Origin of the sequence: Nostoc sp., assembly GCF_036917515.1 — a bacterium.
In the GTDB taxonomy this organism is placed as follows: Bacteria; Cyanobacteriota; Cyanobacteriia; order Cyanobacteriales; family Nostocaceae; genus Nostoc.
The window spans coordinates 1-23,910 of sequence record NZ_JBALDE010000265.1; the positions used below are offsets into that span (position 1 = coordinate 1).

At 40.1% G+C, this 23,910-nt stretch carries 25 protein-coding genes and 1 pseudogene; 15 read left to right on the forward strand and 11 right to left on the reverse strand.

Translation table 11 applies throughout. The annotated features are described in order from the left end of the window. Window positions 1-58: 58 nt before the first annotated feature. From V7K89_RS33690 to V7K89_RS33705, 4 genes are all read right to left on the reverse strand, one after another. Window positions 59-748: a sensor histidine kinase gene (locus V7K89_RS33690; protein WP_335195172.1), complete on the reverse strand. Its 690-nt coding sequence runs from the start codon at window positions 746-748 to the stop codon at window positions 59-61. Between the two features lie 70 nt (window positions 749-818). Beyond that, window positions 819-1,247: a response regulator gene (locus V7K89_RS33695; protein WP_335195174.1), complete on the reverse strand. Its 429-nt coding sequence runs from the start codon at window positions 1,245-1,247 to the stop codon at window positions 819-821. Window positions 1,248-1,262: 15 nt separating this feature from the next. After that, a complete protein-coding gene (locus tag V7K89_RS33700) occupies window positions 1,263-2,756 on the reverse strand; it encodes a sensor histidine kinase (protein WP_335195175.1) in 1,494 nt (497 codons plus the stop codon). 43 nt (window positions 2,757-2,799) lie between these two features. Beyond that, entirely contained in the window at window positions 2,800-2,988 is a 189-nt protein-coding gene (locus V7K89_RS33705) for a hypothetical protein (protein ID WP_335195176.1), read from the reverse strand. A gap of 651 nt (window positions 2,989-3,639) precedes the next feature. Here V7K89_RS33705 and V7K89_RS33710 point away from each other — a divergent pair. The 10 genes and pseudogenes from V7K89_RS33710 (at window position 3,640) to V7K89_RS33755 (ending at window position 10,040) form a co-directional block, all read left to right on the forward strand. After that, a complete protein-coding gene (locus tag V7K89_RS33710) occupies window positions 3,640-3,927 on the forward strand; it encodes a Mo-dependent nitrogenase C-terminal domain-containing protein (RefSeq protein WP_335195178.1) in 288 nt (95 codons plus the stop codon). 193 nt (window positions 3,928-4,120) lie between these two features. Next, window positions 4,121-4,795 carry a response regulator transcription factor gene (locus V7K89_RS33715; protein WP_335195180.1) on the forward strand — a complete coding sequence of 225 codons (675 nt, stop codon included), beginning with the start codon at window positions 4,121-4,123 and terminating at the stop codon, window positions 4,793-4,795. A gap of 352 nt (window positions 4,796-5,147) precedes the next feature. Beyond that, window positions 5,148-5,441, forward strand: a pseudogene (locus V7K89_RS33720) (arsenosugar biosynthesis arsenite methyltransferase ArsM); the annotation flags it as partial. Between the two features lie 266 nt (window positions 5,442-5,707). Continuing rightward, complete coding sequence (locus tag V7K89_RS33725) at window positions 5,708-6,673, forward strand: inorganic phosphate transporter (protein WP_335195182.1); 966 nt, start codon at window positions 5,708-5,710, stop codon at window positions 6,671-6,673. Between the two features lie 42 nt (window positions 6,674-6,715). Then, the gene (locus V7K89_RS33730) at window positions 6,716-6,919 is read left to right on the forward strand and encodes a hypothetical protein (protein ID WP_335195184.1); all 204 of its coding nucleotides are present in this window, start codon (window positions 6,716-6,718) and stop codon (window positions 6,917-6,919) included. 6 nt (window positions 6,920-6,925) lie between these two features. Continuing rightward, the gene (locus V7K89_RS33735; RefSeq protein ID WP_335195186.1) at window positions 6,926-7,696 is read left to right on the forward strand and encodes an SDR family NAD(P)-dependent oxidoreductase; all 771 of its coding nucleotides are present in this window, start codon (window positions 6,926-6,928) and stop codon (window positions 7,694-7,696) included. Between the two features lie 50 nt (window positions 7,697-7,746). Beyond that, window positions 7,747-8,076: a hypothetical protein gene (locus tag V7K89_RS33740; protein ID WP_335195188.1), complete on the forward strand. Its 330-nt coding sequence runs from the start codon at window positions 7,747-7,749 to the stop codon at window positions 8,074-8,076. Between the two features lie 96 nt (window positions 8,077-8,172). Beyond that, window positions 8,173-8,400, forward strand: coding sequence for a ribbon-helix-helix domain-containing protein (locus tag V7K89_RS33745; protein ID WP_335195189.1), 228 nt, complete (start codon window positions 8,173-8,175; stop codon window positions 8,398-8,400). Window positions 8,401-8,611: 211 nt separating this feature from the next. Then, a complete protein-coding gene (locus V7K89_RS33750) occupies window positions 8,612-9,484 on the forward strand; it encodes an AlbA family DNA-binding domain-containing protein (protein ID WP_335195191.1) in 873 nt (290 codons plus the stop codon). A 100-nt stretch (window positions 9,485-9,584) separates the two neighbouring features. Beyond that, complete coding sequence (locus tag V7K89_RS33755; RefSeq protein WP_335195193.1) at window positions 9,585-10,040, forward strand: hypothetical protein; 456 nt, start codon at window positions 9,585-9,587, stop codon at window positions 10,038-10,040. Window positions 10,041-10,048: 8 nt separating this feature from the next. Here the strand turns inward: V7K89_RS33755 and V7K89_RS33760 are convergent, their stop codons facing one another. The 3 genes from V7K89_RS33760 to V7K89_RS33770 form a co-directional block, all read right to left on the reverse strand. Next, complete coding sequence (locus V7K89_RS33760) at window positions 10,049-10,966, reverse strand: alpha/beta hydrolase (RefSeq protein ID WP_335195195.1); 918 nt, start codon at window positions 10,964-10,966, stop codon at window positions 10,049-10,051. Between the two features lie 210 nt (window positions 10,967-11,176). Next, on the reverse strand, window positions 11,177-11,473 hold the full coding sequence (locus V7K89_RS33765; RefSeq protein WP_335195197.1) for a hypothetical protein: 297 nt from the start codon (window positions 11,471-11,473) through the stop codon (window positions 11,177-11,179). A 188-nt stretch (window positions 11,474-11,661) separates the two neighbouring features. Then, window positions 11,662-13,320: a hypothetical protein gene (locus V7K89_RS33770; RefSeq protein ID WP_335195199.1), complete on the reverse strand. Its 1,659-nt coding sequence runs from the start codon at window positions 13,318-13,320 to the stop codon at window positions 11,662-11,664. An 87-nt stretch (window positions 13,321-13,407) separates the two neighbouring features. Here V7K89_RS33770 and V7K89_RS33775 point away from each other — a divergent pair, with 87 nt between their 5' ends. Further along, window positions 13,408-16,728, forward strand: coding sequence for an alpha-mannosidase (locus tag V7K89_RS33775; protein ID WP_335195201.1), 3,321 nt, complete (start codon window positions 13,408-13,410; stop codon window positions 16,726-16,728). Between the two features lie 473 nt (window positions 16,729-17,201). Here V7K89_RS33775 and V7K89_RS33780 read toward each other — a convergent pair whose 3' ends face one another. From V7K89_RS33780 to V7K89_RS33790, 3 genes are all read right to left on the reverse strand, one after another. Continuing rightward, the gene (locus V7K89_RS33780) at window positions 17,202-17,579 is read right to left on the reverse strand and encodes a hypothetical protein (RefSeq protein ID WP_335195203.1); all 378 of its coding nucleotides are present in this window, start codon (window positions 17,577-17,579) and stop codon (window positions 17,202-17,204) included. Between the two features lie 487 nt (window positions 17,580-18,066). Next, the gene (locus tag V7K89_RS33785; RefSeq protein WP_335195205.1) at window positions 18,067-18,618 is read right to left on the reverse strand and encodes a DUF2231 domain-containing protein; all 552 of its coding nucleotides are present in this window, start codon (window positions 18,616-18,618) and stop codon (window positions 18,067-18,069) included. A 33-nt stretch (window positions 18,619-18,651) separates the two neighbouring features. Next, complete coding sequence (locus V7K89_RS33790) at window positions 18,652-19,392, reverse strand: LmeA family phospholipid-binding protein (RefSeq protein WP_335195207.1); 741 nt, start codon at window positions 19,390-19,392, stop codon at window positions 18,652-18,654. Between the two features lie 235 nt (window positions 19,393-19,627). Here V7K89_RS33790 and V7K89_RS33795 point away from each other — a divergent pair, with 235 nt between their 5' ends. The 4 genes from V7K89_RS33795 to V7K89_RS33810 all read left to right on the forward strand — a co-directional run bounded on the left by V7K89_RS33795 (window position 19,628) and on the right by V7K89_RS33810 (window position 22,768). Further along, window positions 19,628-20,194 (forward strand): HD domain-containing protein, encoded by a 567-nt coding sequence (locus V7K89_RS33795; protein WP_335195209.1) that lies wholly within the window; start codon window positions 19,628-19,630, stop codon window positions 20,192-20,194. 184 nt (window positions 20,195-20,378) lie between these two features. After that, window positions 20,379-20,915, forward strand: coding sequence for a hypothetical protein (locus V7K89_RS33800; protein ID WP_335195211.1), 537 nt, complete (start codon window positions 20,379-20,381; stop codon window positions 20,913-20,915). Window positions 20,916-20,936: 21 nt separating this feature from the next. Beyond that, window positions 20,937-21,773 (forward strand): CheR family methyltransferase, encoded by an 837-nt coding sequence (locus V7K89_RS33805; RefSeq protein ID WP_335195243.1) that lies wholly within the window; start codon window positions 20,937-20,939, stop codon window positions 21,771-21,773. Between the two features lie 215 nt (window positions 21,774-21,988). After that, window positions 21,989-22,768, forward strand: coding sequence for a hypothetical protein (locus V7K89_RS33810; protein ID WP_335195213.1), 780 nt, complete (start codon window positions 21,989-21,991; stop codon window positions 22,766-22,768). Window positions 22,769-22,820: 52 nt separating this feature from the next. Here the strand turns inward: V7K89_RS33810 and truB are convergent, their stop codons facing one another. After that, on the reverse strand, window positions 22,821-23,705 hold the full coding sequence (truB, locus tag V7K89_RS33815) for a tRNA pseudouridine(55) synthase TruB (protein WP_335195215.1): 885 nt from the start codon (window positions 23,703-23,705) through the stop codon (window positions 22,821-22,823). Window positions 23,706-23,910: the final 205 nt, after the last annotated feature.

A 23,910-nucleotide genomic window follows, 5' to 3' on the forward strand; every position in this document is an offset into this window, starting at 1 on the left:
CAAATTAACCAAACCAATTATTGCATCTATTGCCCGAAGGCAATATATTTTAGAGGCACTATCTGTAGCCAGCTTTTAGAGAATTGGTATTAGTTACTAAATCTTGAATATAGTCGGCAAAATTAATTCTTGCCAAGTCTTGAGACTGATATAGTTTCTCGTGGATCAGAGCCATTGATTCAATCCGGTTCTGGCTATCTTTGAATACCTCAAGGGCTTGATTGTCCTTGAGATACTCTGCTTGTAGGTTGAGCAGACTAGAAATAATCTGCAAGTTATTTTTTACGCGGTGATGAATTTCTTTCAATAGCACCTCTTTTTCTTGAAGCGATACTTTAATCTGCTCCTCTGCTTGTTTACGCTCCCGCCTCACTAGTGCCTCACGCAATTCGCGGGCAACAGCAGGGGTTAGTCGCACTAAATTGCCTTTAATAATGTAGTCATGGGCACCAGCTTTCATGGCGGTGACTGCGGTATCTTCACCAATAGTTCCTGAGACGATAATAAATGGCAGGTCAAGTCCACTTTCCTTAACCTGCTTCAATGCAGCAGGGGCGCTAAAAGTGGGCATAGAATAATCACAAATAACGATATCCCATGTTTGCTCTGCGATCGCAGCTTTCATGGCTGTGGGTGTATCAATCCGTTCAAAGGTTACTTCATAGTCACTACGTTGTAGTTCACGCAGCAGCAACAAAGCGTCGTCTTCTGAATCCTCAACAAGTAATACGCGCAGTGGTATACCCATGTAATTCGTAATTCGTAGTTAAGAAAGTTAGCCTTGCGTCTATAACCTGATTTTGGAGGATTGGTATAAGTTATATCCTCGGTGGTGATTCGTTTAAGACAAACCAGTACAATCCTAGTTGTCGCACCGCTTCACTGAATTGGGAAAAATCTACTGGTTTCCGAACATAGCTATTAGCACCCAAGCTGTAACCATTGATTAAGTCTTGCTCCTCCTTAGAAGAGGTGAGAATAATAACAGGAAGGATTTTTGTCCTGTCGTCGGCCCGCAGGTGTCGTAAAACTTCCAGACCATCCATTTTAGGTAGTTTCAAATCCAAGAGGATGATATGGGGCATAACATTCATGTCGCGATCAGCGTACACACCTTTACCAAAAAGATAATCTAGAGCTTCCACTCCATCCCGTGCTACTACTACCTCGTTCATAATATTGTTTTTCTTGAGTGCGCGTAGGGTTAGCGCTTCATCGTCAGGATTGTCTTCTACAAGTAAAATCATGTTGTATTCCTCAAGTTAAAGGGTGAAGTAAAATGTTGCGCCTTGCTCCACTACGCTCTCGGCCCAGACACGGCCACCATGACGGTGAACAATCCTTTGCACAGTAGCTAGTCCGATACCAGTACCTTCAAACTCAGTCATGGCGTGCAGGCGCTGAAAAGCACCGAAGAGTTTGTCAATATAGGCCATGTCGAAGCCTGTGCCATCATCACGGACAAAATACATATAAGTGTCATCTTGCTGCAAAAGCCCAAATTCTATTCGGGCTTTTTGATGCTTTCCTGTAAACTTCCAGGCATTACCCAGCAGGTTTTCTAGCACGATCCGTAACAGATGAGCATCACCATTAGCAACCAATCCCGGCGTAATGATAAACTCTACTTGGCGTTCTGATTGGGTTTTGTGCAACTCTGTAGCGATCGCCTCCACCAAGGCGCTCAGATCGACCTTTTCATAACGCATCTCACTACGCGTCAATCGTGACAGATTTAGTAAATCGTCGATTAGTTGTGCCATCCGCTGGGTGGCTGCACGCACTCGTTGGAGGTAGTTTTGACCTAGTGCGTCCAACTTGTCAGCATAATCTTCTAGGAGTGCTTGGCTAAAGCCGTCGATGCTCCGCAAGGGGGCCCGCAGGTCGTGAGACACAGAATAACTAAATGCTTCCATCTCTTTGTTAGTAGCTTCGAGTTGTGCTGTGCGTTCTGCAACTCGCTGCTCAAGCTGGACGTTCAGACGCAGAATTTCTGACTCCGCCTTCTTGCGCTCATTAATTTCAGTTTCCAATTCTTTGTTAGTGCTTCTTAGTTCAGCAGTCCGTTTGCTAACCTCTATTTCTAATTCATCACGAGCCTTTTGCAAAGAATTTTCCATCCGCTTGCGTTTGACGAGTTCCTGATTGCTGATCATGGCTGCGAAACCGACGATAATAGAAGCGATAATGCTGCCAAAAATAGTCAGCAAAGTTGTTTGATGAGCGCTGGCGTTCGCCTTCATTGATCGCTGTTTCAACAACTTATTCTCTTCATTCTCCATAGCTGTAGTTAGGATTCGGATGTCTTCCATAATCTGCTGACCCCGATCTGTCTGAACTATTTGCAGTGCGGATTCTAAATTTTTGCTCCTAGCGTTAATCGTCTGTTCAATCAAAACCAGTTTTTTAGCAATTAGGGGTTCAAGGCGATCAAGCCGCTGCTGTTGATTGGGGTTATCCGCAGTCAATTGGCGTAGAGCCTGAAGTTTCTCAGCAATCTCGCCAGTTGCAGTGCGATACGGTTCCAGATACCGTTCTTTGCCCGTGAGAAGATAGCCCCGTTGTCCAGTCTCTGCATCTTTGACCTCTGACATTACTTCTTTTGTCTTTTCAAGCACCTCGCGTGTATGTGTTACCCATTGAGCGTTTTCTCTATACTGAAGCAAACTAAGATATGAGATTATGCCAACACCAGTCATAATTGCGACTGCTATTACAAAACTGCCTGTATTCTTTTTGTAAATAGCCCATTCCATTTTTTACCTTCCTAGTTGAAAAAGTAGCTGCTGGCTAAATTGGTCAAAACGGTGAGCCAGCGCTGTAGAACGGTAACAGTCGCTCTCTAGTGGCTATTTTCTTTTCTCTACCAGAGGTTGCGCCAATGAGACGCTTTGCGATCGCTGCGTTAGCGCCGCTTGGATCGTCACGCGTTCTTGTCTTTGAAAGAGAAGAGTGAGAAGGATGACTAGTAGCCCAACTACTCGTCATAGTTTTAGTAACTGATACCAAGTTTCTTATGAGAGCGAATTAGCTCTCATAAGCATATCTATATTGGTTAATGATTGTGAGCGTATATTTTCTGAGACATAAGAAGGCAAATAATAAATTTTGTTAAATTATTCAGTATATGTTCGTAGCCATTTTCACGAGATTTTCGCTTGCATAAATTACACTAATGTGCTAAAAAAAACAGTAATTACACTTAAAAACCTTTATTTATATTAGCTTGATATTAAATTGATTAATAAATACGCAGACTAGATAGAAACATAAATTACTGTCAGTGACCTGAAAAATTCTGCATCATTAAGAGATTGAGCCGAAATATTTGTCAAATAGTGCCAATTTGCTGAAAAACGCTGTCCTATCTACATTTTGCCCTGAAAATCGAGCTTCCCTATGAGGGAAAGGTTAGGGAGTTAAGTTTTGGATGGGTTTTTCAATCTGAAGTGAAAAGTCAGGACAAATTATCAGGAACTGTAATACTTGAATGTGTAGTTAATAGTACTCCATCTACCTCTGTAGAGAACAAAAGAAAAAGTAATAAGTGCATAAAACTACAAAACCTAACTGTATTTATTTATAAAGGTTCAAATCCAAAAAACTCAATTTAGTTTGAAATTATCAAGGTGAAAAATTATGACAAGCTTTATTAAAGCTCACTTACACAACGATCTACTGCACCCAGTCCGCGAGTGGTTGGAAACGATAGAAATTCATAACTCCAAATTAGCTCATTTCCTATGCAAAGCTATTCCTGCTCAGTGTCCCTTTGAGCAAGATATCGCGCTGTTTGGTCAAAAGCTATTTCATCTTCCACCGATGTGTAAATTAAATCCACTATACGAAGAAGTGGTTGGTTTGCGTTTTAGAGCGCTCTGTTATCTTGCCGATGACTGCGGTGAAGATATCACAGCTTATTGCTAATAGTCAGTTGGATTGTTCTTTGATCGAGGCGCGATCGGTAATTGCAGACTTACGGTTGTTACTTACTAAGGTTTATACTAAGCTAACGTACACCTAATTAGATGTTTGGCTATGTAAGTAGTTGACACCTTAATAAAGTGTTTCTAGACCGTATTATTGCTTACCGTATCCTGCTGAAATCATTAACATCATCATGACGCACATCTTACTGATTGAAGATGAGGTCAAACTGGCACGATTTGTCGAATTGGAATTGAATTATGAAGGCTATCAAGTCAGTATTGCCTACGATGGATTAACTGCACTCACCGCAGCGCGTGAGTTGCATCTGGATTTAGTAATTTTAGACTGGATGTTGCCAGGTTTATCGGGGTTGGAAATTTGCCGCCGCCTGCGAAGTATAGCTGAGAAAGTGCCGATAATCTTATTAACCGTTAAAGATGAAATAAGTGATCGCATTGCAGGTTTAGACGCTGGTGCTGATGATTACCTTGTTAAACCCTTCAGCATTGATGAATTATTATCCAGAGTCGGCGCTCACTTGCGAAGAAGCAAGCAACCAGAGAGCGCGGATGTTTTAGAATTTGAAGATCTAAGTTTAAATCGTCGCACACGGGAAGTGTATCGAGCTCGGCGGTTAATTGAGTTAACTGCTAAGGAATTTGATTTACTAGAATATTTACTGGCTCATCCGCGACAGGTAATTAGCTGCGATCGCATTTTAGAGCAAGTCTGGGGTTATGACTTCATGGGCGATGCTAACATCATTGAACCTTACATTAACTACCTGCGCCTAAAACTTGAAGCCAATAACGAAAAATGTCTCATTCAAACTGTCATCGGTGTTGGCTACACATTGCATGATTGAATTGGGCATTGGGTATTGGGTATTGAGAAGAGACAAGGTAGACAAGGAAGAAGGGGGAGATAAGGAGAGAAGTCTGAGCGCCGGCTTCCGGCGTTGGCGTAGCCCGCCGTAGGCATCAGAACTTCGGAGAGAGACTTGTCCCCCTTGTCTTTCCTTCCCTGCTCCCTCATCTTTTCTTAACTTCTTGTTCGTCTTCCAGTGTCAAATAACGGTAAAATCTCAAGCTTTCTACTATAGAAGGATTTGGGGTTTTTGGCAATCTCAGCAAAAACTCATCCAACTCTGAGTTATTTATATTAGGATGCACAAAGCTTTGATCGTCTAAAATCCAAAGTTAAAAACCCAAAATGGCATGACCTATCTAGAAACAGCAGCGCAATTCTATCGTGAAGTTGCCCAAACCCCGCAAGTTGGACTTTGTTGTGTACAAAGTACGCCCCTGCAACTACCAGGATTGAAAATTCCTTTGCTAATGCAGGAAATGAATTATGGTTGTGGCACTACCGTTCACCCCACCGAACTAGGAAACCAACCTACTGTGCTGTATGTCGGCGTTGGTGGCGGCTTAGAAGCGTTGCAATTCGCTTATTTTTCCTGTTATGCAAGTGCTGTAATTGCCGTTGAATCGGTTGGGGCTATGCGGGAAGTAGTACTTTAGCTAAGTATTCCGGCTGCGGTGTGTGATAAAACTGCTGCTAAACTTACTGCTAGTAACCCAGCAGAAATAATTGTTACTAATTCCTGGCATTATAGCGGTGGTAGTTGCTGTTAATTTATTTAAGAAAGAATTCAGGTATTAGGAGCCAGAATTTAGAATGGTTCTGTGCGACTGGGTAATGAATACACAATTTGAATCTTTCAATAATTACATTTTGAATTCTAATTTTTTACTTCTTCTTTATAAATTCCAAAATGTTGTCAATTAGTCTGTTTTTAGCTACGCTTTTTTTAGCATATTCAAATGGAGCAAATGATAATTTTAAAGGTGTAGCAACGCTGTTTGGTAGCCGAACTAGCAGCTATCAAACAGCAATTTTGTGGGCAACTTTCACAACTTTCGCTGGTGCAATAACCGCAACTTTTTTGGCAGGAGGATTAATTAAAAACTTCTCTGGAAAAGGACTATTACCTGATGCGATCGCTAATGCTCCAGAGTTTCATCTGGCAGTAGTGCTCGCTACTGGATTAACTGTACTCATTGCGACTCTCATGGGGTTTCCCATTTCCACAACTCACAGTTTAACAGGTGCGCTGATTGGCGCTGGATTAGTGGCGATCGGACTACAAGTTAATTTTGCCGCCTTGGGAAATTCCTTTATTTTACCTTTATTACTCAGTCCAATCATTGCTATTCCCTTAGGAGCAGGAGTTTACAGCTTATCTGGCTATATTAATTCAAAATGGCATCTACCAGTAAACCAAAAAATGATTGATGGGTGCCATTTTTTCAGTGCTGCAATTGTCAGTTTTACTAGAGGATTAAATGATACTCCTAAAATTGTTTCACTCATCCTAATTATTGAATATTTTTCGATTCAGGGAGGAATGATCACGATAGCGATCGCAACAGCACTTGGCGGTTTACTCAACTCTCAAAAAGTTGCAATAACCATGAGTGAAAAGATTACCTCAATGAATTATAATCAAGGCTTATCAGCAAATATAGTAACTGCGGTTCTGGTCATTGCAGCTACTCAGTTTGGGCTTCCAGTTTCTACCACTTATGTTTCAGTTGGTTCTATTTTTGGTGTAGGATTAATTAGCAAAAAATCTAAATCTAATACTCGTGTTTTTTATCAGATTCTTCTATCGTGGATTTTAACTTTACCAACTGCTGTAATTATTAGTGCAATCACCTACAGATTATTGGAAGGTTAAGGAAAATGAATACTGTTGTGGAATTGTTTAGAGTAGTAACTAATGCAAACTCAAACAAAAATTTTACTCTGGGCTGTTGAACACATACAAAAACTTAGTAAACTTTATTTACGTCTATGTGATGATTCGCATCCGCGCCTGAAAGCAGTATATCAAGGCTTTGGTTTTTGCGATCGCAGCCAGAGACAAGTTGATGCTTATTTCGTCTTTGGCTATGAATATCAAATACCTCCACCAGTTATCTAAATTGATATGTCTTTTATCGATGAAATTAATCCTGTCAATGCTTTGATTGTGGGAGCCAGCCAAGGTATTGGTTTGGGTTTTATAAAAAAATTGCTACAAGATCACAGAATAGCTAAAATTTATGCAACTTCTCGTCAACCGGAATCGGCTTCAGAGTTAATAGCTGTTGCAGACGAATATCCTAAGCGATTAGTTTGTTTGGAGATGGATATTACTGACGAGTTACAGATTATTGAAGCTGTTCAAAAAATACATACTCAAGTTGAGAAACTACATTTGATAGTCAACTGTGTAGGACTGTTACATGAAGATACTTTGCAACCTGAAAAAAGCTTAAGACAGATCAATTCAGAAAATTTGCTGCGCTACTTTCAGATAAATAGTATTGGTGCTGTCTTACTGGCTAAACATTTATTGCCTCTATTGCGGCATGGAGAACGCAGCGTGTTCGCGACTATTTCTGCTAAATTGGGCAGTATTGGCGATAACCAACTTGGTGGCTGGTACGGCTATCGGGCTTCTAAATCAGCACTCAATATGTTGATGCGAACTGCGGCAATTGAGTATAAAAGAAGTTGTCCGAAAGCATTAATAGTAACATTACATCCTGGTACAACTGATACTCGCCTTTCTCGTCCTTTCCAGGGAAATGTACCTGCGGAAAAATTATTTTCAGTGGAACGTACTGTTACCCAATTATTGGCTGTCATCGAACAGCTTCAAGAAGGCGATAGTGGACACTTTTTCTCGTGGGATGGGAGCAGATTGCCTTGGTAACTGCGTTACGCTGGTGCTAATGAAACCTACGTTATTTGTAACCTCAGCTTATGAAGTTTTTTGTGCCAGCAGCCAAGGATGATATCAAAGCAGAGCAGGTGTATAGTGCTCTTGCTCAGTCTCTTAAAGCACCAATAACCGAAAAGCGTATTTGGAAGTTACAGTGGCGTGATAACGAAATTGATATGGAATGCGAGGTAGGTAAACCTTTGCCATCCTCTTACCAAACTGGGAAAGAGCTAGTTCTAGCAATCTTTGAGTGTGAAAACTTTTATAAGATTTGTACTCTCAGTCGTGGAGGAGTAAAGGGAAAACCTATCTTAGCTACAAAAAACTCTCAATCCTCAGCAACGTATTTTTCAGATAATGTAAATAACTGACTCTAAATTTTAATATGCGATCGCCTGTTTGATAGAAATGGATGCGATCGCAGTGCTAACGTAGTAGATAAAATCGCCCACCAGATATCTCAAGGTATGACTAACATTCAGATTTCCTTACCTGAGTCGATGAAAGTCTTTGTCGAAGAACAAGTAGCTAAAAGCGGTTATAGTTCAGCCAGTGAATATCTTCAACAGCTCATCTTTCAAGATCAACAGTGCAAAAGCCAAGAAGGAAAATGCGCTCAGTTGATGGCAAAACTTCAGACACAGGATCAACTGAACAATCAGGAGTTTGAAGTCGTTATAGATAATGTTAGCTGACGAATTTGCGCTATGTGTTGGGTCAAATTTAGCAGTGCTGTCAGATTATGCTGTGACTCGTGAAAGTATTTATGAGGATCATCCTTAGCAGTGGTATACCTCATAGACATTAACATCCTACTGCGTTTTGTAGATCGCACTTTCGTAATAAATTTTATAGTACAAAAATACTTAAACAGATAAAGGTGCGTTACTCTAGTGCTAATGTACCTTGCTTGATAATAAATTAAAGCTAAAAATGGGAAGTATCTATAATCAAGATTACTTTAATAATTTAGTTTTGAATCCATCTGAAAGTTTATCTGTAGAGATTAAAAGATGGATTGATCCTCAATCTAAAGAGGGTATGGCAAAGATAGCCAAGGCTTGCATTGCCCTCAGAAATAATGATGGAGGTATGTTTTTGATTGGTTTCAACAATGATGGTTCTCCTGATATTCAGGGAGCGCATCAAAATCCAAGAGAAAGTTTTCATCCAGATGTTATTCAGTCTATTGCCAGTAAATTTTGCAGTCAACCTTTTGAAGTAAAAATTCACTATCTTAAAAAAGATGGTCAAGAGTATCCAGCATTAGAAATTCCTTCTGGATTTATAACACCTGTAGCAGCAAAGGCTGGCTTAAAGGATGAACAAGGTAAGGATTTAATTAAAGCTCATAGTGTTTATGTGCGAAGTCTGAATACAAATAATACTTTTAGCAGTTCAGAACCTCGCTATAATGACTGGGAACGCATCATGAATTTATGCTTCGATAATCGTGAAGCAGATATTGGTCGTTTTTTACGACGCCATCTTGGTGGTCTTACCCCTTCTCTGCTCCGTGAATTGGCTTCTACAATTACACAAGGAATACAACCAGAGGAATCAATTGAAGATAGACTGCGACATTATCTTCAACAAAGTGAAGAAAGATTTAACACTGTAGTTAAAGAACGTAATATTACTTTACCGGAGCATGGTACTTCGCAGGTAGCATTAATAATTATTGGAGAAGTGCCTCAACACTCTGCAAATACGCAATTTCTTAATCTTTTGGCTTTCAACAATCCTAAATATACTGGTTGGCCTGTGTGGGGTAGATAGTCGAGGTTTTGTTGACCAACACCAACCTTATGTTTATAACGGAGCTTGGGAAGCGCTTATTGTTAGTCTGAGTTCAGGTTTGGGCAGGGACATTGACTTCATGCGGTTCGATCCTAAGGGTAAATTCTATCTGAGGCGAGCATTACAAGATGATATGTCAGTCAAGAATTACGCACCCCCACCCATGACAGTTCTTGATTTTGGTCTACCTGTAATTAGAACGGCTGAAGCTATAGCAGTTGGTATTGAGTTTGCAAAGGCAATGGGTTGCGAGCCAGAAAAAACGCAATTAGCTTTTGCATTTAAATGGACTGGCTTGCGCGGACGTAGACTTAGTTCTTGGGCAAATCAAGAGCGTTCTAATTATTTCCAAGGTTCAGCATATCAAGATGAAGTTTTGGCGTTCGTTAATGTACTGCTTGAAACTCCTCGCTCTGCATTAGCACAGTACGTTAATCAAGCTGTTAGCCCTTTGTTTACGATTTTTAATGGATATCAACTGAGTATAGATGTAATCGAAGATTTAACTCGACGGTTGATAGAAAGAAGGTTGTAGTCAGAATACTAAAAACTAGGAAACTCTAACTCAGTGTTTTCCTGTCCTAACTGTACCACCTCAGATGGTAGGTGTCGCTCCAACCAATCTTCTAAATCAGCCATCACCTCGCGGTAATTTATATCACTCTGAATTTCGTGATAGGCTCCCGGATACTCGATTCTCAGCTTATCTTTGCAGTTTACCCGTTGGTAAAAGATGTCGCTTCCTCCCGGCAAAGCTACTCGGTCTGCACCGCCGTGGAGAATCAACAATGGTAATTGCCAATCACCTGCGTGAGCATTAATCCAATCAACTGTTGCAAAGAATTCTGTAGCCAGACGGGCAGTAGCAAGCGTATGTCGCATTGTATCCTGAGCGATCGCGGCTAAAACCTGCGGATCTCGTGAAGCCGCGCTGATGTCAATACCTGTATTCAGGGTGAAACGCGGCCACACCCGTGAGAGCATTTTTCCTAAAAGTACCCGAATAGATGAAACTCCTACTTCCCCCAAGCTTGGCGCAAGAGCGATCGCACCCTGCAATAATGATGCTTGTTGGGGATAGCGCAGAATGTAATCTAAGACAATTACTCCTCCTAAACTATGACCCAAAAGAAAAATTGGGCATCCAGGATTCTGAGTCTGAATTAGCTGTAAAAAAGCTCCCAGGTCTTCACAAAACTCACTCCAAGCGTTGATATAGCCTTGCTGACCTGGTGAGCGTCCATGACCACGCAAGTCTAAGGCAAAGACAGCGTATTGCTTGGGTATCAAATGCTCAATTATATTACTGTAGCGATCGCTGTGCCCTCCAAGTCCATGCACAATGGCTAATATTGCCCGGATACTCTCTGGATGCCAGCTTTGATAATACAGTTCAAGTCCTCCAACACCTTGGAATCTGTCTTCTTTACGAGACGCTAGGCGATCGCTATGGTCAATCATCTGGTTAATTTTTTACGTATTCTCGCAACAAGCTACTAAAAAGTCAACATCTATTCTTTTTTCAAAGTACGGGTTTCCCAAACAACTAGACCAAAATTCCACAAAGTAAACATAGCTTTGGAAAAGTTGCAAAATGCGATACTGATTATCAAGAACCAACAGGATTAAAGCTGTTACATTATTGACTCAATCATATCTTGTGGTGATAAATTATTGTTCTAAAAAGTTTGTAACTTTGAAATTTGATGTTCCCTCCCAACAGTGGTTCAAAAATGCGCTTACTTGAGCATCTGCGGTATCAGCCGATTCTCTAGAAGCATTAAATTGCACTGCTGTCACAATATATTCAAAGATAATTACAAACTGCTTTTGGGGTGAAATTCTTTCGACTACAATTGTTTCACCTATTTTCGGTATTTGAGATACAATTACTACAAACGTCTCAATTTTCGGTTTATCTAATGGATTTTTGAAATTGAAGTATTTACAGTAAACAATAATTTTCACTTAGACAACCACCAATAACATTTATAGATAATCTTGATTATCCTTAAATTTAAAAATTCCTACTATTATAATAGGTTTTTAAAAAATATCTGCCAGTTTATACAAATTCTCCAAAATTAGGCTATAGATGTAAACCTAGAAACTCAGATGTAATCTGACAAGTCTTAATTACGAATAACGAATTAGTATTATTTCCCTCGCCATAGCTGCCGCAACGACTGAAAAAGCCTTACAAATCTTTCTTCTAGCCAGACCATAATATAATCAAGCCATTCCAAAAGTTGCTCTAAAGGGTGCTTTTCATAGCCAGTTGAAGTTGCTGTGGTTTCTATCCAGTCTGGCTGTGCCTCAACATGACTGCTTTGGTGAAATTGCTGTTGTAAAATTTCCCCTTTATGACTCTCGCTTTTAGTTTGGGAAATGCGGGTTTGAGTTTGTTTTACAGAGGCGACTTTTCCAGATGTTTTTTGATTTGAGACAAGATTACTACTTGGTTGTTTCCTTTTTATCAAGCCAGATCCAATTTTAGGTTGTTTTACACTCAAATTATTTTGTGGAAAATGCCCTATAGATATTGGGGCTAAAGCAGGATTTTTCTCCCCAGAAAGTGTAACTGGCTTGTCAGCAATAGTTTTGGTGTCACCAAATAAATCATTCCACGTTAGCCAAGGATCGTCTGTTAAATCTTGGTTCTCTATCAGAGGGCTTTTGGACAAGGCTTTTCTCAAACGTGATGGAAATAGTTTACTTGGCAATTTCTCATTGCTGGTTGTTGTCTCAAGTGTTTTTCTATTACCAACACCAAAAAAGTAATTAAGCGCCGCTTCAATCAAAGCCTGAAAATTCTGTGAATGAGTTTCTAAACCATCAGCGTTAGGGGCAATTTCTCCTTTGGCAGCTAATTGCTCTTTGCCATAAAGAAATATGTTTAACTGAGTTTGAGCAACTTGGACAATTTTCTGGCTACGTTCTTGCACTGGGACTAAAGCATTCGATTCCAACTTAGCAATGGCTATATCTAGAAATGCTAATAATCTATCTGTATTGAGTAAATCTTTGGGTGTATCCTCCGCTAAAACTGGAATTTCAGCTGGATTTACGTCAGTGAGTTTTGCTAATAATCGGTCAATTTGTGGTAATAGCTGCGTTTCTTTTTGAGCTACAATCAAGCGCCTTTGTGCAGCATCTCGTAGATAAGATTGCCAGTAATTAGCAACTTCGTTAATAATTCGGTCTTCTAATTTTGCCTGTTGTTCCGGTGTTAAAATATCTAAAATTTCATTATTAGCAGTAACAAGTACTAAATTTCGATTCATCAAATTTGTGGCAATTCCTCGCACTATAGGAAGATGCTGTTGAAGGGCATTTTCTAATTGTGAAGGGTTGAGACTGACAGCTTGATTAGCTGTAACATTTGAAGATTGAGTAAGATTAGAGTTATTTTCAACGAACTTTAGCCGAAAAACTCCCAATAAAGCCAAGGGATTGAAATGTTCAGATGCTTTCTTAGGAGTGGAGGCGGGTTCATCTAATGACAGGTAATTGACTGCCTCTAGTACATTTTGAATAGGACTATCAGCATTGGGTAGAGTTTCAGGCTGGAAATCGGTATCATTTGGTTGTAACTTTAATCTAGTTTGTGGTTCTTTAGTATGTAGCGTTTTCCCAAATGATTCAGATGACTGAAACAGTAGATACACGGGGTAAAGTAGTACCTCGACACCCCACTTAGTGGCGACTTGCAAATGCCGAAAGGTATGTTCCCACTGTTGTGTCACCCGCCGAGATTGCTGGTGAACAAAGTTAAATAGTCTGCTTTGATAACGACCAGAGGAACCAGAAGACATAGTAGTAATTTTTTAGTTCAAGTCTTGTTAAGTTGTGAGACTCGCGCCAAACAATAAAAACGACCAACACCTCATCTTAGCGAATATATGACCCCGACTGTCTCTCAATCCCAGACCAAATTTATCTCACAAGCAATTGAGCAATTGCGCTCTTTTTGTCAAGTTAATCTTCAGTCTACGTGGCTGTATCAGGAATCTGATTTAGTTATTACTGATGTTGTAGCTGCTGATTTGTCTAATTGGCAACCTGCCCAGTTGAATGCTAAAGAACATATTGCTTGGACGGGCGGGAAAAAAGTACTATGGCTAGCGCAAAGATTGGTAGTTCCCCAAGATTTACACGGTTATCCCTTAGCTGGGTTATCTTTGCGGCTGGCGCTGGTTTGGTGGGCGGATTCTGCTGAGATTTATGTAAATGGCGAGTTAGTGCTGGAGGGTGATTTATTTGATTGTTCACCGAGAGTACTTATTAGTCAAGGCGTAACGCCAGGGGAAGAATTCATTGTAGCTTTGCGGTTAGTGAGTCCGGGACATTGTGATGGTGCTTTAGTGCGATCGCTCCTAGTTTATGAGTCTTATGTTGATAATAATCCCGATCCGGGTTTTGTAGCTGATGAGTTAGCTGTAGTGCAACTTTATTTGGAAAAATTTGCGCCACAGAAGTTGGATGTTTTGGCGGCGATGGTGGGGGAAGTTACGAACCACAGAGGCGCAGAGAACATGGAGGAAGAGAAGGGAGAGTTAGTACAGTCGTTTTTATCTCTACGCCAAAATTTAATTCAATCCGATATCTTAACTCCCTTTTTGAAAGCTACGGATATAAAATCTAAAATTTTTTTATTGGGTCATGCTCACTTAGATTTAGCATGGTTATGGCCTGTGAGTGAAACTTGGAATGCGGCGCAAAATACTTTTGAGTCGGTTCTGAAGTTGCAAGAAGATTTTCCTGAGTTAATTTTCTGTCATTCGACTCCGGTACTTTATGCTTGGATTGAAGAACATCGCCCGGATTTGTTTGGGGCGATTCAAGCACAGGTAGCTGCTGGACGTTGGGAAGTTGTCGGCGGAATGTGGGTGGAACCAGAACTCAATTTGATTGCTGGTGAATCAATAGTCCGTCAGCTACTATATGGTCAACGCTACATCCAGGAAAAATTTGGCAAGCTTTCAACTGTGGTGTGGGTTCCAGATTCTTTTGGTTTCTGTGCAACTTTACCGCAGTTTTTTGCTAATGCTGGAATTGAGTATTTTGTAACGCAGAAGTTGCGGTGGAATGATACTACTAAATTTGATTATCAGGCTTTTTGGTGGCGATCGCCTGATGGGTGCGAAGTCTTTAGTTTGATGTCTGCACTCATCGGTGAAAGCATTGACCCGGTTAAAATGGCAACTTATGCTCTTGAATGGCAAACCCAAACTTGTTTATCAGAATCCCTCTGGCTTCCCGGTGTCGGCGACCACGGTGGCGGTCCTACCCGTGATATGTTAGAAACCGCCCAACGCTGGCAAAAGTCGCCTTTCTTCCCAGACTTAGAATTTACGACGGCTGAAAAGTATTTACAGCAAATCAGTAAAAAAGGCAAGAGGCAGGAGGCAGGAGGCAAGAGGCAGGATAGCGCAGCGTTAGCGAGTCCACGAGCGTCGGCAGGAGAAAATAGTGATGATTCTTCCTCATTCCCTACTTGGAATGACGAACTATACTTAGAATTCCATCGCGGTTGCTATACTACCCACGGAGATCAAAAACGCTGGAATCGTCGTTGTGAAAATTTATTATATCAAGCTGAACTATTTGCTACCTTGGCAACTGTAAGCTGTGGTGTGACATATCCTAAAGCAGAAATTGAAGCAGCTTGGAAATCAGTGTTATTTCAACAGTTTCACGATATTTTACCTGGTTCTTCAATTACCCAAGTTTACACAGATGCCTTGCCCCAATGGCAACAAGTGGAACAAGTGGGAACGAAAATATTACGGGAATCACTTTTAGCGATCGCATCTCACATTACCCTATCAGAACCACCAAAACCCGATAGTCTGCCTATTTTTGTTTTCAATTCTCTCAATTGGCAACGTTCTGAGGTAATCTCTGTAGCCTTACCCACACCACCAACAACTACCCAAGAATGGCAGATTTACGATGCTTCTGGCAAGCAGCTTGTCTGTCAATTATCTGAACCATCAACCCTACTATTTCTCGCTACCGAAATTCCACCCGTAGGCTACCGCATATTTTGGCTTTCCCCTTCACTCCCCAGTACAGACGAGATTAATCATGTCTCTCCCTCATCTCCCCTACTCCTCCCAGACTGGATTTTAGAAAATGAATACTTACGAGTTGTTATAGATCCTGACACCGGAGATTTATCAAGTGTTTTTGACAAAACTTATCAGCGAGAAGTTTTGAGTGGGGCGGGGAATCAACTGCAAGCTTTTAAAGACAGTGGTCAATATTGGGATGCTTGGAATATAGACCCCAATTATGCTCAACATCCCTTACCCTCAACAAATCTTCAATCTATTCAGTGGTTAGAACAAGGCCCAGTGCAAAGTCGTGTACGCGTGATGCGTCAGTTGGGTGAATCGGAATTTTGCCAAGACTATATTTTGCAAGCTGGTTCACCTCTGCTGAACATCGCTACAACTGTCAATTGGCAAGAAAATCATGTATTAGTGAAAACTGCTTTTCCTCTAAATATTGAAGCCGACTTTGCTACTTATGAAATTCCCTGTGGCGCGATTCGCCGCCCAACTAAACCACAAACCCCCGCAGAACAAGCAAAATGGGAAGTTCCTGCTTTGCGTTGGGCTGATTTAACAGCAGAGGACACACAGACAAATACCGCAATCCCAAATCGTTATGGTGTCAGTTTGCTCAATGATTGTAAATACGGTTATGACAGCAAACCAAATCAACTCCGCCTAACACTGCTACGCAGTTCTAATTGGCCAGACTCAGAGGCTGACCGAGGTTTTCACGAGTTTAAATATACTTTGTATCCTCATGCTGATAGTTGGGAATCAGCTCATACAGTACGGCGTGGCTATGAATTAAATATACCGTTGCAAGTGATATTGAATTGGCCACTGGCTCAACCCTCAGCTACCGCTAACAGCACTATTGAAGGAGTGAGTTTCCTAGATTTATCAGCTGAAAATTTAATCTTGATGGCCTTGAAACTATCTGAAGACGATCCACAGCAGTTAATTCTACGATGTTATGAATCTCACGGAGAAACAGCCGAATTATCTTTACAAAGTGATTTAGGGTTAAATCTTGGAAATTCAGTAGATTTATTAGAACGTTCCGCCATTACTGAATTTTCATCTCAGCAACAAATCTTGATGATACAACCTTGGAAAATCGCTAATTTCAAGGTGATACCAGTGATTAATCCCAGACTGTGAGCCACTATAGTTAATGGTTAGTGATTAATAGAACAACCACTAACCATTAGAGAGACATCTGGTGAAATTAAATATGTGTTATCCAAACCTTTGTAAAGATGTAGCAGTGCCGCGTCTTTACATTCTTTTTCACCAGATTTCTATTAACAATTGGCTTATATCATGTCCGGTTAATTAGTTATAATTCCTAATTCCCGAATCTATCTAGAAAGACCAAAAACCCGTCCCCTCTGCCCCTCTGCACCTTTGCCTCTCTGCGGTCTTAATGATAAGTCTTTAACCGGACACGATATTATTTGTATCACCAGTCCTTAATAGACATCTCTAGAAACTAGTTATGTGCCTTATCCAAAATCCTTAGTAGGCAAAATTCATGCAGCCGAAGGCTTCCATACCACTTCGTGGAAGCAAGCTAGGCGTAGCGTCTCTGTTATAAGAGGGGTATTATGCCTACGTCATTTTTACTCATATCTCTAATAGCGTCGTCGGATTATCTGGTATCGTCCGTAGGGCTGCCGTCGTTCGATAATCTGGCGTTGTCTGAAGTCCTGCCGTCGTCGGATTCGCTGATATCGTCCGTAAGGCTGCCGTCGTCGGATTATCTGGTATCGTCCGTAGGGCTGCCGTCGTCGGATTCGCTGATATCGTCGGATTCTCTGATATCGTCTTGACCGCCGTTGAGCAATCAAAAGCTCTCCAGTTTTATTTCCAACCAAGTTAGCATCTGGTGTAACGCTCTGTTCACTCAAAGCATTACTTAGAGAAATATCTTTCGCTTCAGCTAATGAGAACGGACACACAAAGGCAAATAGCAATACTGCTATTGAAGATAACTTCCTGAAACCTTTCATGTTTTTGCTTCTCTAAACTTTCGGTAATAACTTTATTAAAACACTTTAAAGTCGGAAATTTACCGCTTACGAACTTTTTTAAACTTAATTTAGTATGAAATTCAATATTGCAATTTCGCCCTTTGGTATAATTGTAATTTTTATAAGTTTGTGTATATAAATAGTTAGTATTTAACAGGATGTAACTTTTTTCACCACATAAATAAAGTATACAGTTATTAATTAAATAAGCTAGATTTTTTCTTGTGAGATGGGTTCAAAAGCCTTACTGGGTCAAGGAAATATCCTTCATATTTTTGATTTAGAAAAATTTTATATTGGACTTATCTCCATCCCACAAGATATATCAAAACTGTATCAAATACAAACGATAACTGCTAAATATTCTTAGCATCAGCTGTAAATAATAATCTGTCGCTGAGTTTGTATCTCCGACCAACTATCTTGTTAAGTGCTGCGTTTTTCCTATCTTCTTTCTCCTTTTCCTTTAAGGATATCTTTTGCTACCTCCACCTACTACACCGATTTTGTGGCGATAGGAAAGTTCAGCACCGAACCAACCAGAAGCACTGGTTAGTGTACCAACAACGAGCGAAATTAACAGTCCCCAAGGTACTATTCGGGACTCAGCGTCGCCCAAGCGTAAGAGAAAGTTAACGAGTGATAAAACTAATATAGAAACGTTAAGTATCAAATGCGTCCAACCGGCAGTGCGCTTGCGGACTCGTTCAATTTTCACAAAGTCGCTTAGACCGATCGCAGATGCAAGGAGACCTCCAGCTAATCCAAGCCCGATTAACCATAGTGAAGCCCTAGCCCAAAAGAAATCACTAGTTAACCAATAACCAATGTCACTTCCCAAGGCTGCGGCTAAAAAGGCTATAGGAAAGATCACACTTAACGGGTGTAGGGGATGTCCGGCGATCGCAACTGTACTCGGTACACCAGTATCACGATATTCACTGTCGTTACTTTCAATAACTGGTGGAATATTTGGGAAAGGTGTTGAGCCTACTTGCGTTGTTTCTGTAGTTTCCATTATTAATATCCTGAATTTATCAACGTTACATTTTTAAGCTGAAGGAATTTTTTCCACATAAGCTTCAGCTTCTAGGATTAGTTTGCCTACTTCTACTTTTAGTTGGTTGACTTGCAGACTCATACCTTCTAAATCAAAGTTACTTAAATTCAGAATTTCGCTAGTTTGATTTACCAAAGCTTTTGTCAAATCTGGCGAGATTTCCTTACTTTCGCCATACTCAATATTTTCCAAAGTCACACTTTTTCCATTGCTACTAATTTTAGGAATTGCGGAGAAAGCAACTTGTTTATTTTCACCAGTTTCTACTAATTTTATGCTGGCATTTAGTGCTACTTTCCCATCACCGGGTAATCGAAAATCTACTTCTTGAGGTTCAATAGTCTTCAGTTGTCCATTAATATGTATTTTTTGACTTTGCAGTTGTGAACGCACATATTCAGAGTTGAAAGCACGATTGATATCAGGTTCAGTTAACACAACTCGTGTATGAGCTTCAGTCGGTTTAGTGAGTTCAATTTTGCCAAAAGCCACACTTAGAGGATTAATGGCTATATTAGTCATTTGCATTTCAAATTCCTCCATGCGGAGGTCTTTTTGCATAACTAAACCTTCACCTTCAATTGTGACTTCATCCACCTCTCCCTGAACTATTTTCAGCGGGTCTGTCGTGATGTCTACATCTAAATTTTCTACTTCATCTAATTGACTAGATAATCCTATTTCTGCTGCTTTATTGAGCGCTTGCTCTCCTAATCCAGGATTGTCTGACATTATTAAATTAACTCCTAGTTTTAAGCACATCCTTGAGTTAATTTAATAAACTAACAGCAGAGTTTTATCTATCTGACGATGGAATATATATTTAAATATTGTCTATCTAATTTCAAACTTAAATTTTACTTATATACCTCTTTCATCCTTTTTTACCTCTGCACTTGGAGCGATTTGTTATAAAATTGACACAAATCCAGTATTTAGGTTGAGTTCTCTTAACTCTTTCTATACAATGCTCTCAGAACGTTTTACCGCAGCCCTTACCTACGCCACCCAATTACACGCTAACCAAGTTCGTAAAGGTTCGGGTGTCCCTTATATTGCCCATTTATTAGGTGTCGCCAGTATTGCTTTAGAATATGGGGCAAATGAAGATGAAGCGATCGCAGCTCTGTTACACGATGCGATCGAAGATCAAGGTGGTGCTACAACACGAGAAGAAATTCGCCGTCGCTTTGGTGACAATGTAACGGCAATTGTAGATGGTTGTACTGACGCTGATACAACTCCAAAACCCCCTTGGCGACAGCGCAAGGAGGCATATATTGCTCATATTCCTACAGCTTCCCCATCAGTTCTGCTTGTGTCATTAGCTGATAAACTTTACAATGCCCAGTCTATTCTCAAAGATTATCGCATTTTGGGCGAATCACTTTGGGAACGTTTTCAGGGGCGTAAAGAAGGTACTCTTTGGTATTATCGGGCGCTTGTAGATGCTTTTAAAAAGACTGAAAGTCCTGTAATTATTGAAGAATTAGAACGGGTAATTTTGCAAATTGAGGTGTTAGCATCTAAATAAAAATTTCATTTTCCCAGAAGTAGATAAAAAGTTTACAAAAACTACATAAATAGCTTTTTTACAGACACGATATAGTGATATATCTCACGAATAAATTTTGGCTTTTAGATTCTCTCTCTAGATAAAAAATCTTTCTCTCGGTAGATAGGTGTACTGATATTATTCTGACTGCTACGTTAATAATATGACAATAGTAAGAAAAAACACCCTAAATCCAACTCTAAATCCTTCTGTAAGTCCTCCAGAAAACTTGGCAGAAAAGTATATGGAAGCAGAGCGTATGCATGATGTTCTGCTTTTACTGCAAAACTTAATTAACAGTGAAGAAGCCACTGTAAAACTTATTCTGGATTGTCTTTATGATGTTGGTTCAGTCAATCTGATTAATCAAAAGCTTCGTTTGAAACCCTTAAATAGGGTGATGAAATTAATTGCCCGAATGTCCAAACCAGGTTTTAAAATCTTAGCTTTATATTGGTTTAAAAAGAACTGTCCCCAACTGATTACTAATTGGCTACATACACAAGTGTCTTTTGAAAAACCTCAAAAGACACCCGAACAAGTAGCTATTGAAGTTGTAAAACTGGAACCATATTCCATACCAGAGACAGAAAATTTGAGCCAAGAGATTAAAAATCTGCGCTCTCAGGTTAAATGGCTAGCCGGAATTTCAATAATTGCGATCGCTGTTTTAGTAGTAAGAGCCACTTGGTTAAACTGAAACCTATGAATGATGAATATTATGCCTCTGCCAAAACCGATATTGGAGGACATAGAAATACACCTGCTCTTGGAAGGTGTTTATCAGTATTACGGTTATGACTTTCGCAATTATGCTCTTTCCTCACTTAAGCGCCGTATTCAGGGCTTCATGCAATTAGAAGGATTAGCCAATGTTTCTGCATTGCAAGAGCGGTTACTCCACAATCGTCCCTATTTAGAACGATTTTTGCTTGCTCTGACGGTGAATGTAACATCAATGTTTCGCGATCCCAGCTTTTATAATACTTTCAGAAATCAGGTTATTCCCTTCTTACAAACCTATCCGTTTATTCGCATCTGGCACGCTGGATGCTCAACTGGTGAAGAAGTCTACTCAATGGCAATTTTACTGCAAGAAGAAGGACTTTATCATCGTTGCCGCATATATGCAACTGATACGAATGAGAAGGTATTACAAAATGCCAAAAGTGGGATTTTCTCGCTGAAAATGATGCAAGAATATACCCATCTTTATTTAAAAGCAGGTGGCAAAAAGTCTTTCTCCGAATATTATACAGCAGCTTATGACAATGCTATTTTTCGGTCGTCCTTAAGAGAAAATGTTGTTTTTGCCCAGCATAATTTAGCCACTGATAGTTCTTTTAATGAGTTTAATGTGATTTTTTGTCGTAATGTCCTCATATATTTTAATCAGGTACTTCAAAAACGGGTACACGAACTGTTTTATAATAGCCTTTGCACCTTTGGTATCTTGGGTTTAGGAAGACAAGAATCTATCAGGTTTACCTCTTATGAACAGTACTACGAAGAGTTAATCAAGGGTGAAAAAATATATAAAAAAATAGCAGGTGGGTGAAGAGAGTGCTTTGAGTGGGTAATTGAATTATGAATTATCCTAAAATAACTAATGCCCAATACCCCAAAAATTATAAATAAAATTGCGTAGGTATAGCCCATCGTAGATACCGTTGTCAAAAGACAGTCTGTCAAACATTTTTTATTGTGTTCAGAATATAGATTTAGCGATTGTTTAAGGTAAATTACACATTAAAGTCTTAAAGGAGATTGTCGATGCAACTTCTCGAATGTCCTGCTGTTGCAGTCATTGCTGGAGAAAACGCGGTTCATATTTCTCAACTACCTTCTATATGGCAAGACATTGCTAGAGGAACCACGAGTGTCGGACTTTCCCAACCCCAAAGCTATGTTGAAATGGCGCAATTATTTTTGTATAAATTAGAACGTGGTGATGTTGACTTATTTAGCGATCGCCCCCAACTAGCTCACCTAATACCGTCATTTTCTCAGTTATTTGCACAACTAGCATGGGAAACCTTAGAGTTTTTTGGGCAAGACTTTCTCGAACACAGCTATCCGAACTTTGCAGAGATTCTTCGCGATTTGGAGTCTAAAGGAATCGATGACGCTGATGAAGTAAAAGTGGTTCGCATTGGCATAGATTTGTTCAATGAATTTGGTTATGAACTACCTGCTAGCTTTTATCACGTGCATTTAGCCCCAATTTACCGCGATTGTGTTTTTGAAGAACGTGCTTTGCGATTCGATCCACGCGATATTGAGCATAAACGTGCTTGGGATGCCATACTCCATGCAGGTAAGGTGTTTGCTATTCAAATGAAGGTGCAAAGTGTTGCTTCTAAATACGGTTTTACTTATCAGCATGGCTGCGGTTGCAACTCTCATCTATCTTCCATTGATGTATCTCGTGGGGCGTTTGAATATAAATTGAGTCCCGACAAGCGTCAGCGATGGATTCGCAGTTTCATCTGGACTGCTTGGTACGAGTATGCCTTCTTTGCGCTTGTACCTAATACAAGTTATTTAGTTTAATAAAAAAATTCAAGAGTCAGAAGTCAAAATTCAATTTTGACTTCTGAATTCTTTAAGAAATTGGTTCAAAAACCATTTGCGGAATCAACACTTCATCTTGTAATTGTCCAATACCTAAAAAGTGAGTCTCTTCTTGATAAACTCGCACTATCCCAGTCACATCAGAATTTAGAAAAACTCGCTGACCTTGACACCATTTTTGAGCAGATGTTGCTGATAAAGTCACAGACAACAAATGTTGTAAGGCTGCATCAGGGATAAGAGGTTGAAATGTCCCGCCTTGCAATTTAGTTTCTAAGTCGGTAAAAGTGAGACTATCTGTTAAATCGAAACCACTGCTTTGGGTACGAATCAAAGCCGCAAGAGTGCCACCAGTTTCTAAGATTGCACCTAAGTCACGAGCGATCGCTCTAATATATGTACCAGAACCACAGGCGATCGCTACATCCAATTCTGGAAAATCTCCTTCTCTCCAGTCCAAAATATCTATCTGAAAAACTTCCACTGTCCGCACTGGAACTTCCACCATTTTCCCTTGGCGTGCTAAGTCGTAGAGACGTTTTCCATCCACTTGAATTGCACTGTAACTAGGTGGTATTTGCTCAATCTTGCCTTCAAATTGTGCCAGTGCAGTTTTCACCTCTGCTAAACTCAATCTAGCACAAGGTTGAGAAGTGATGATTTCACCTTGTAAATCATCGGTTGTAGTCCGCACACCCAGCCGAATAGTGGCTTTGTAAGCTTTGTTTTCTGGCAGATATTGCAATAATCTTGTGGCTTTACCAAGTGCGATTGGTAAAACTCCTGTAGCAGCTGGATCTAAGGTTCCTGCGTGTCCTACACGTTTGAGGCGCAACAATTTTCGCACCCGCGCTACACAGTCGTGGGAAGTCCAGTCAAATGGTTTGTTTAAGTTGAGAAAACCTTGGAATAACACAAAATCATTAGTTACGAGGAATTGTTGACCTATACCTTAAGGGGGCTGCTATTTGTTGTAGAAAAATGATAAACAATTTAGGTTACTAAAATTTAGGATAAAATTAGCAAAATATATATAAATTGTAATTATTTATGCTTAAGGCTTTTTTGCTGAAAGGATCTGCAAGATTCTTTGGTCAGGCGTTGCCTGATTATTACCGTCA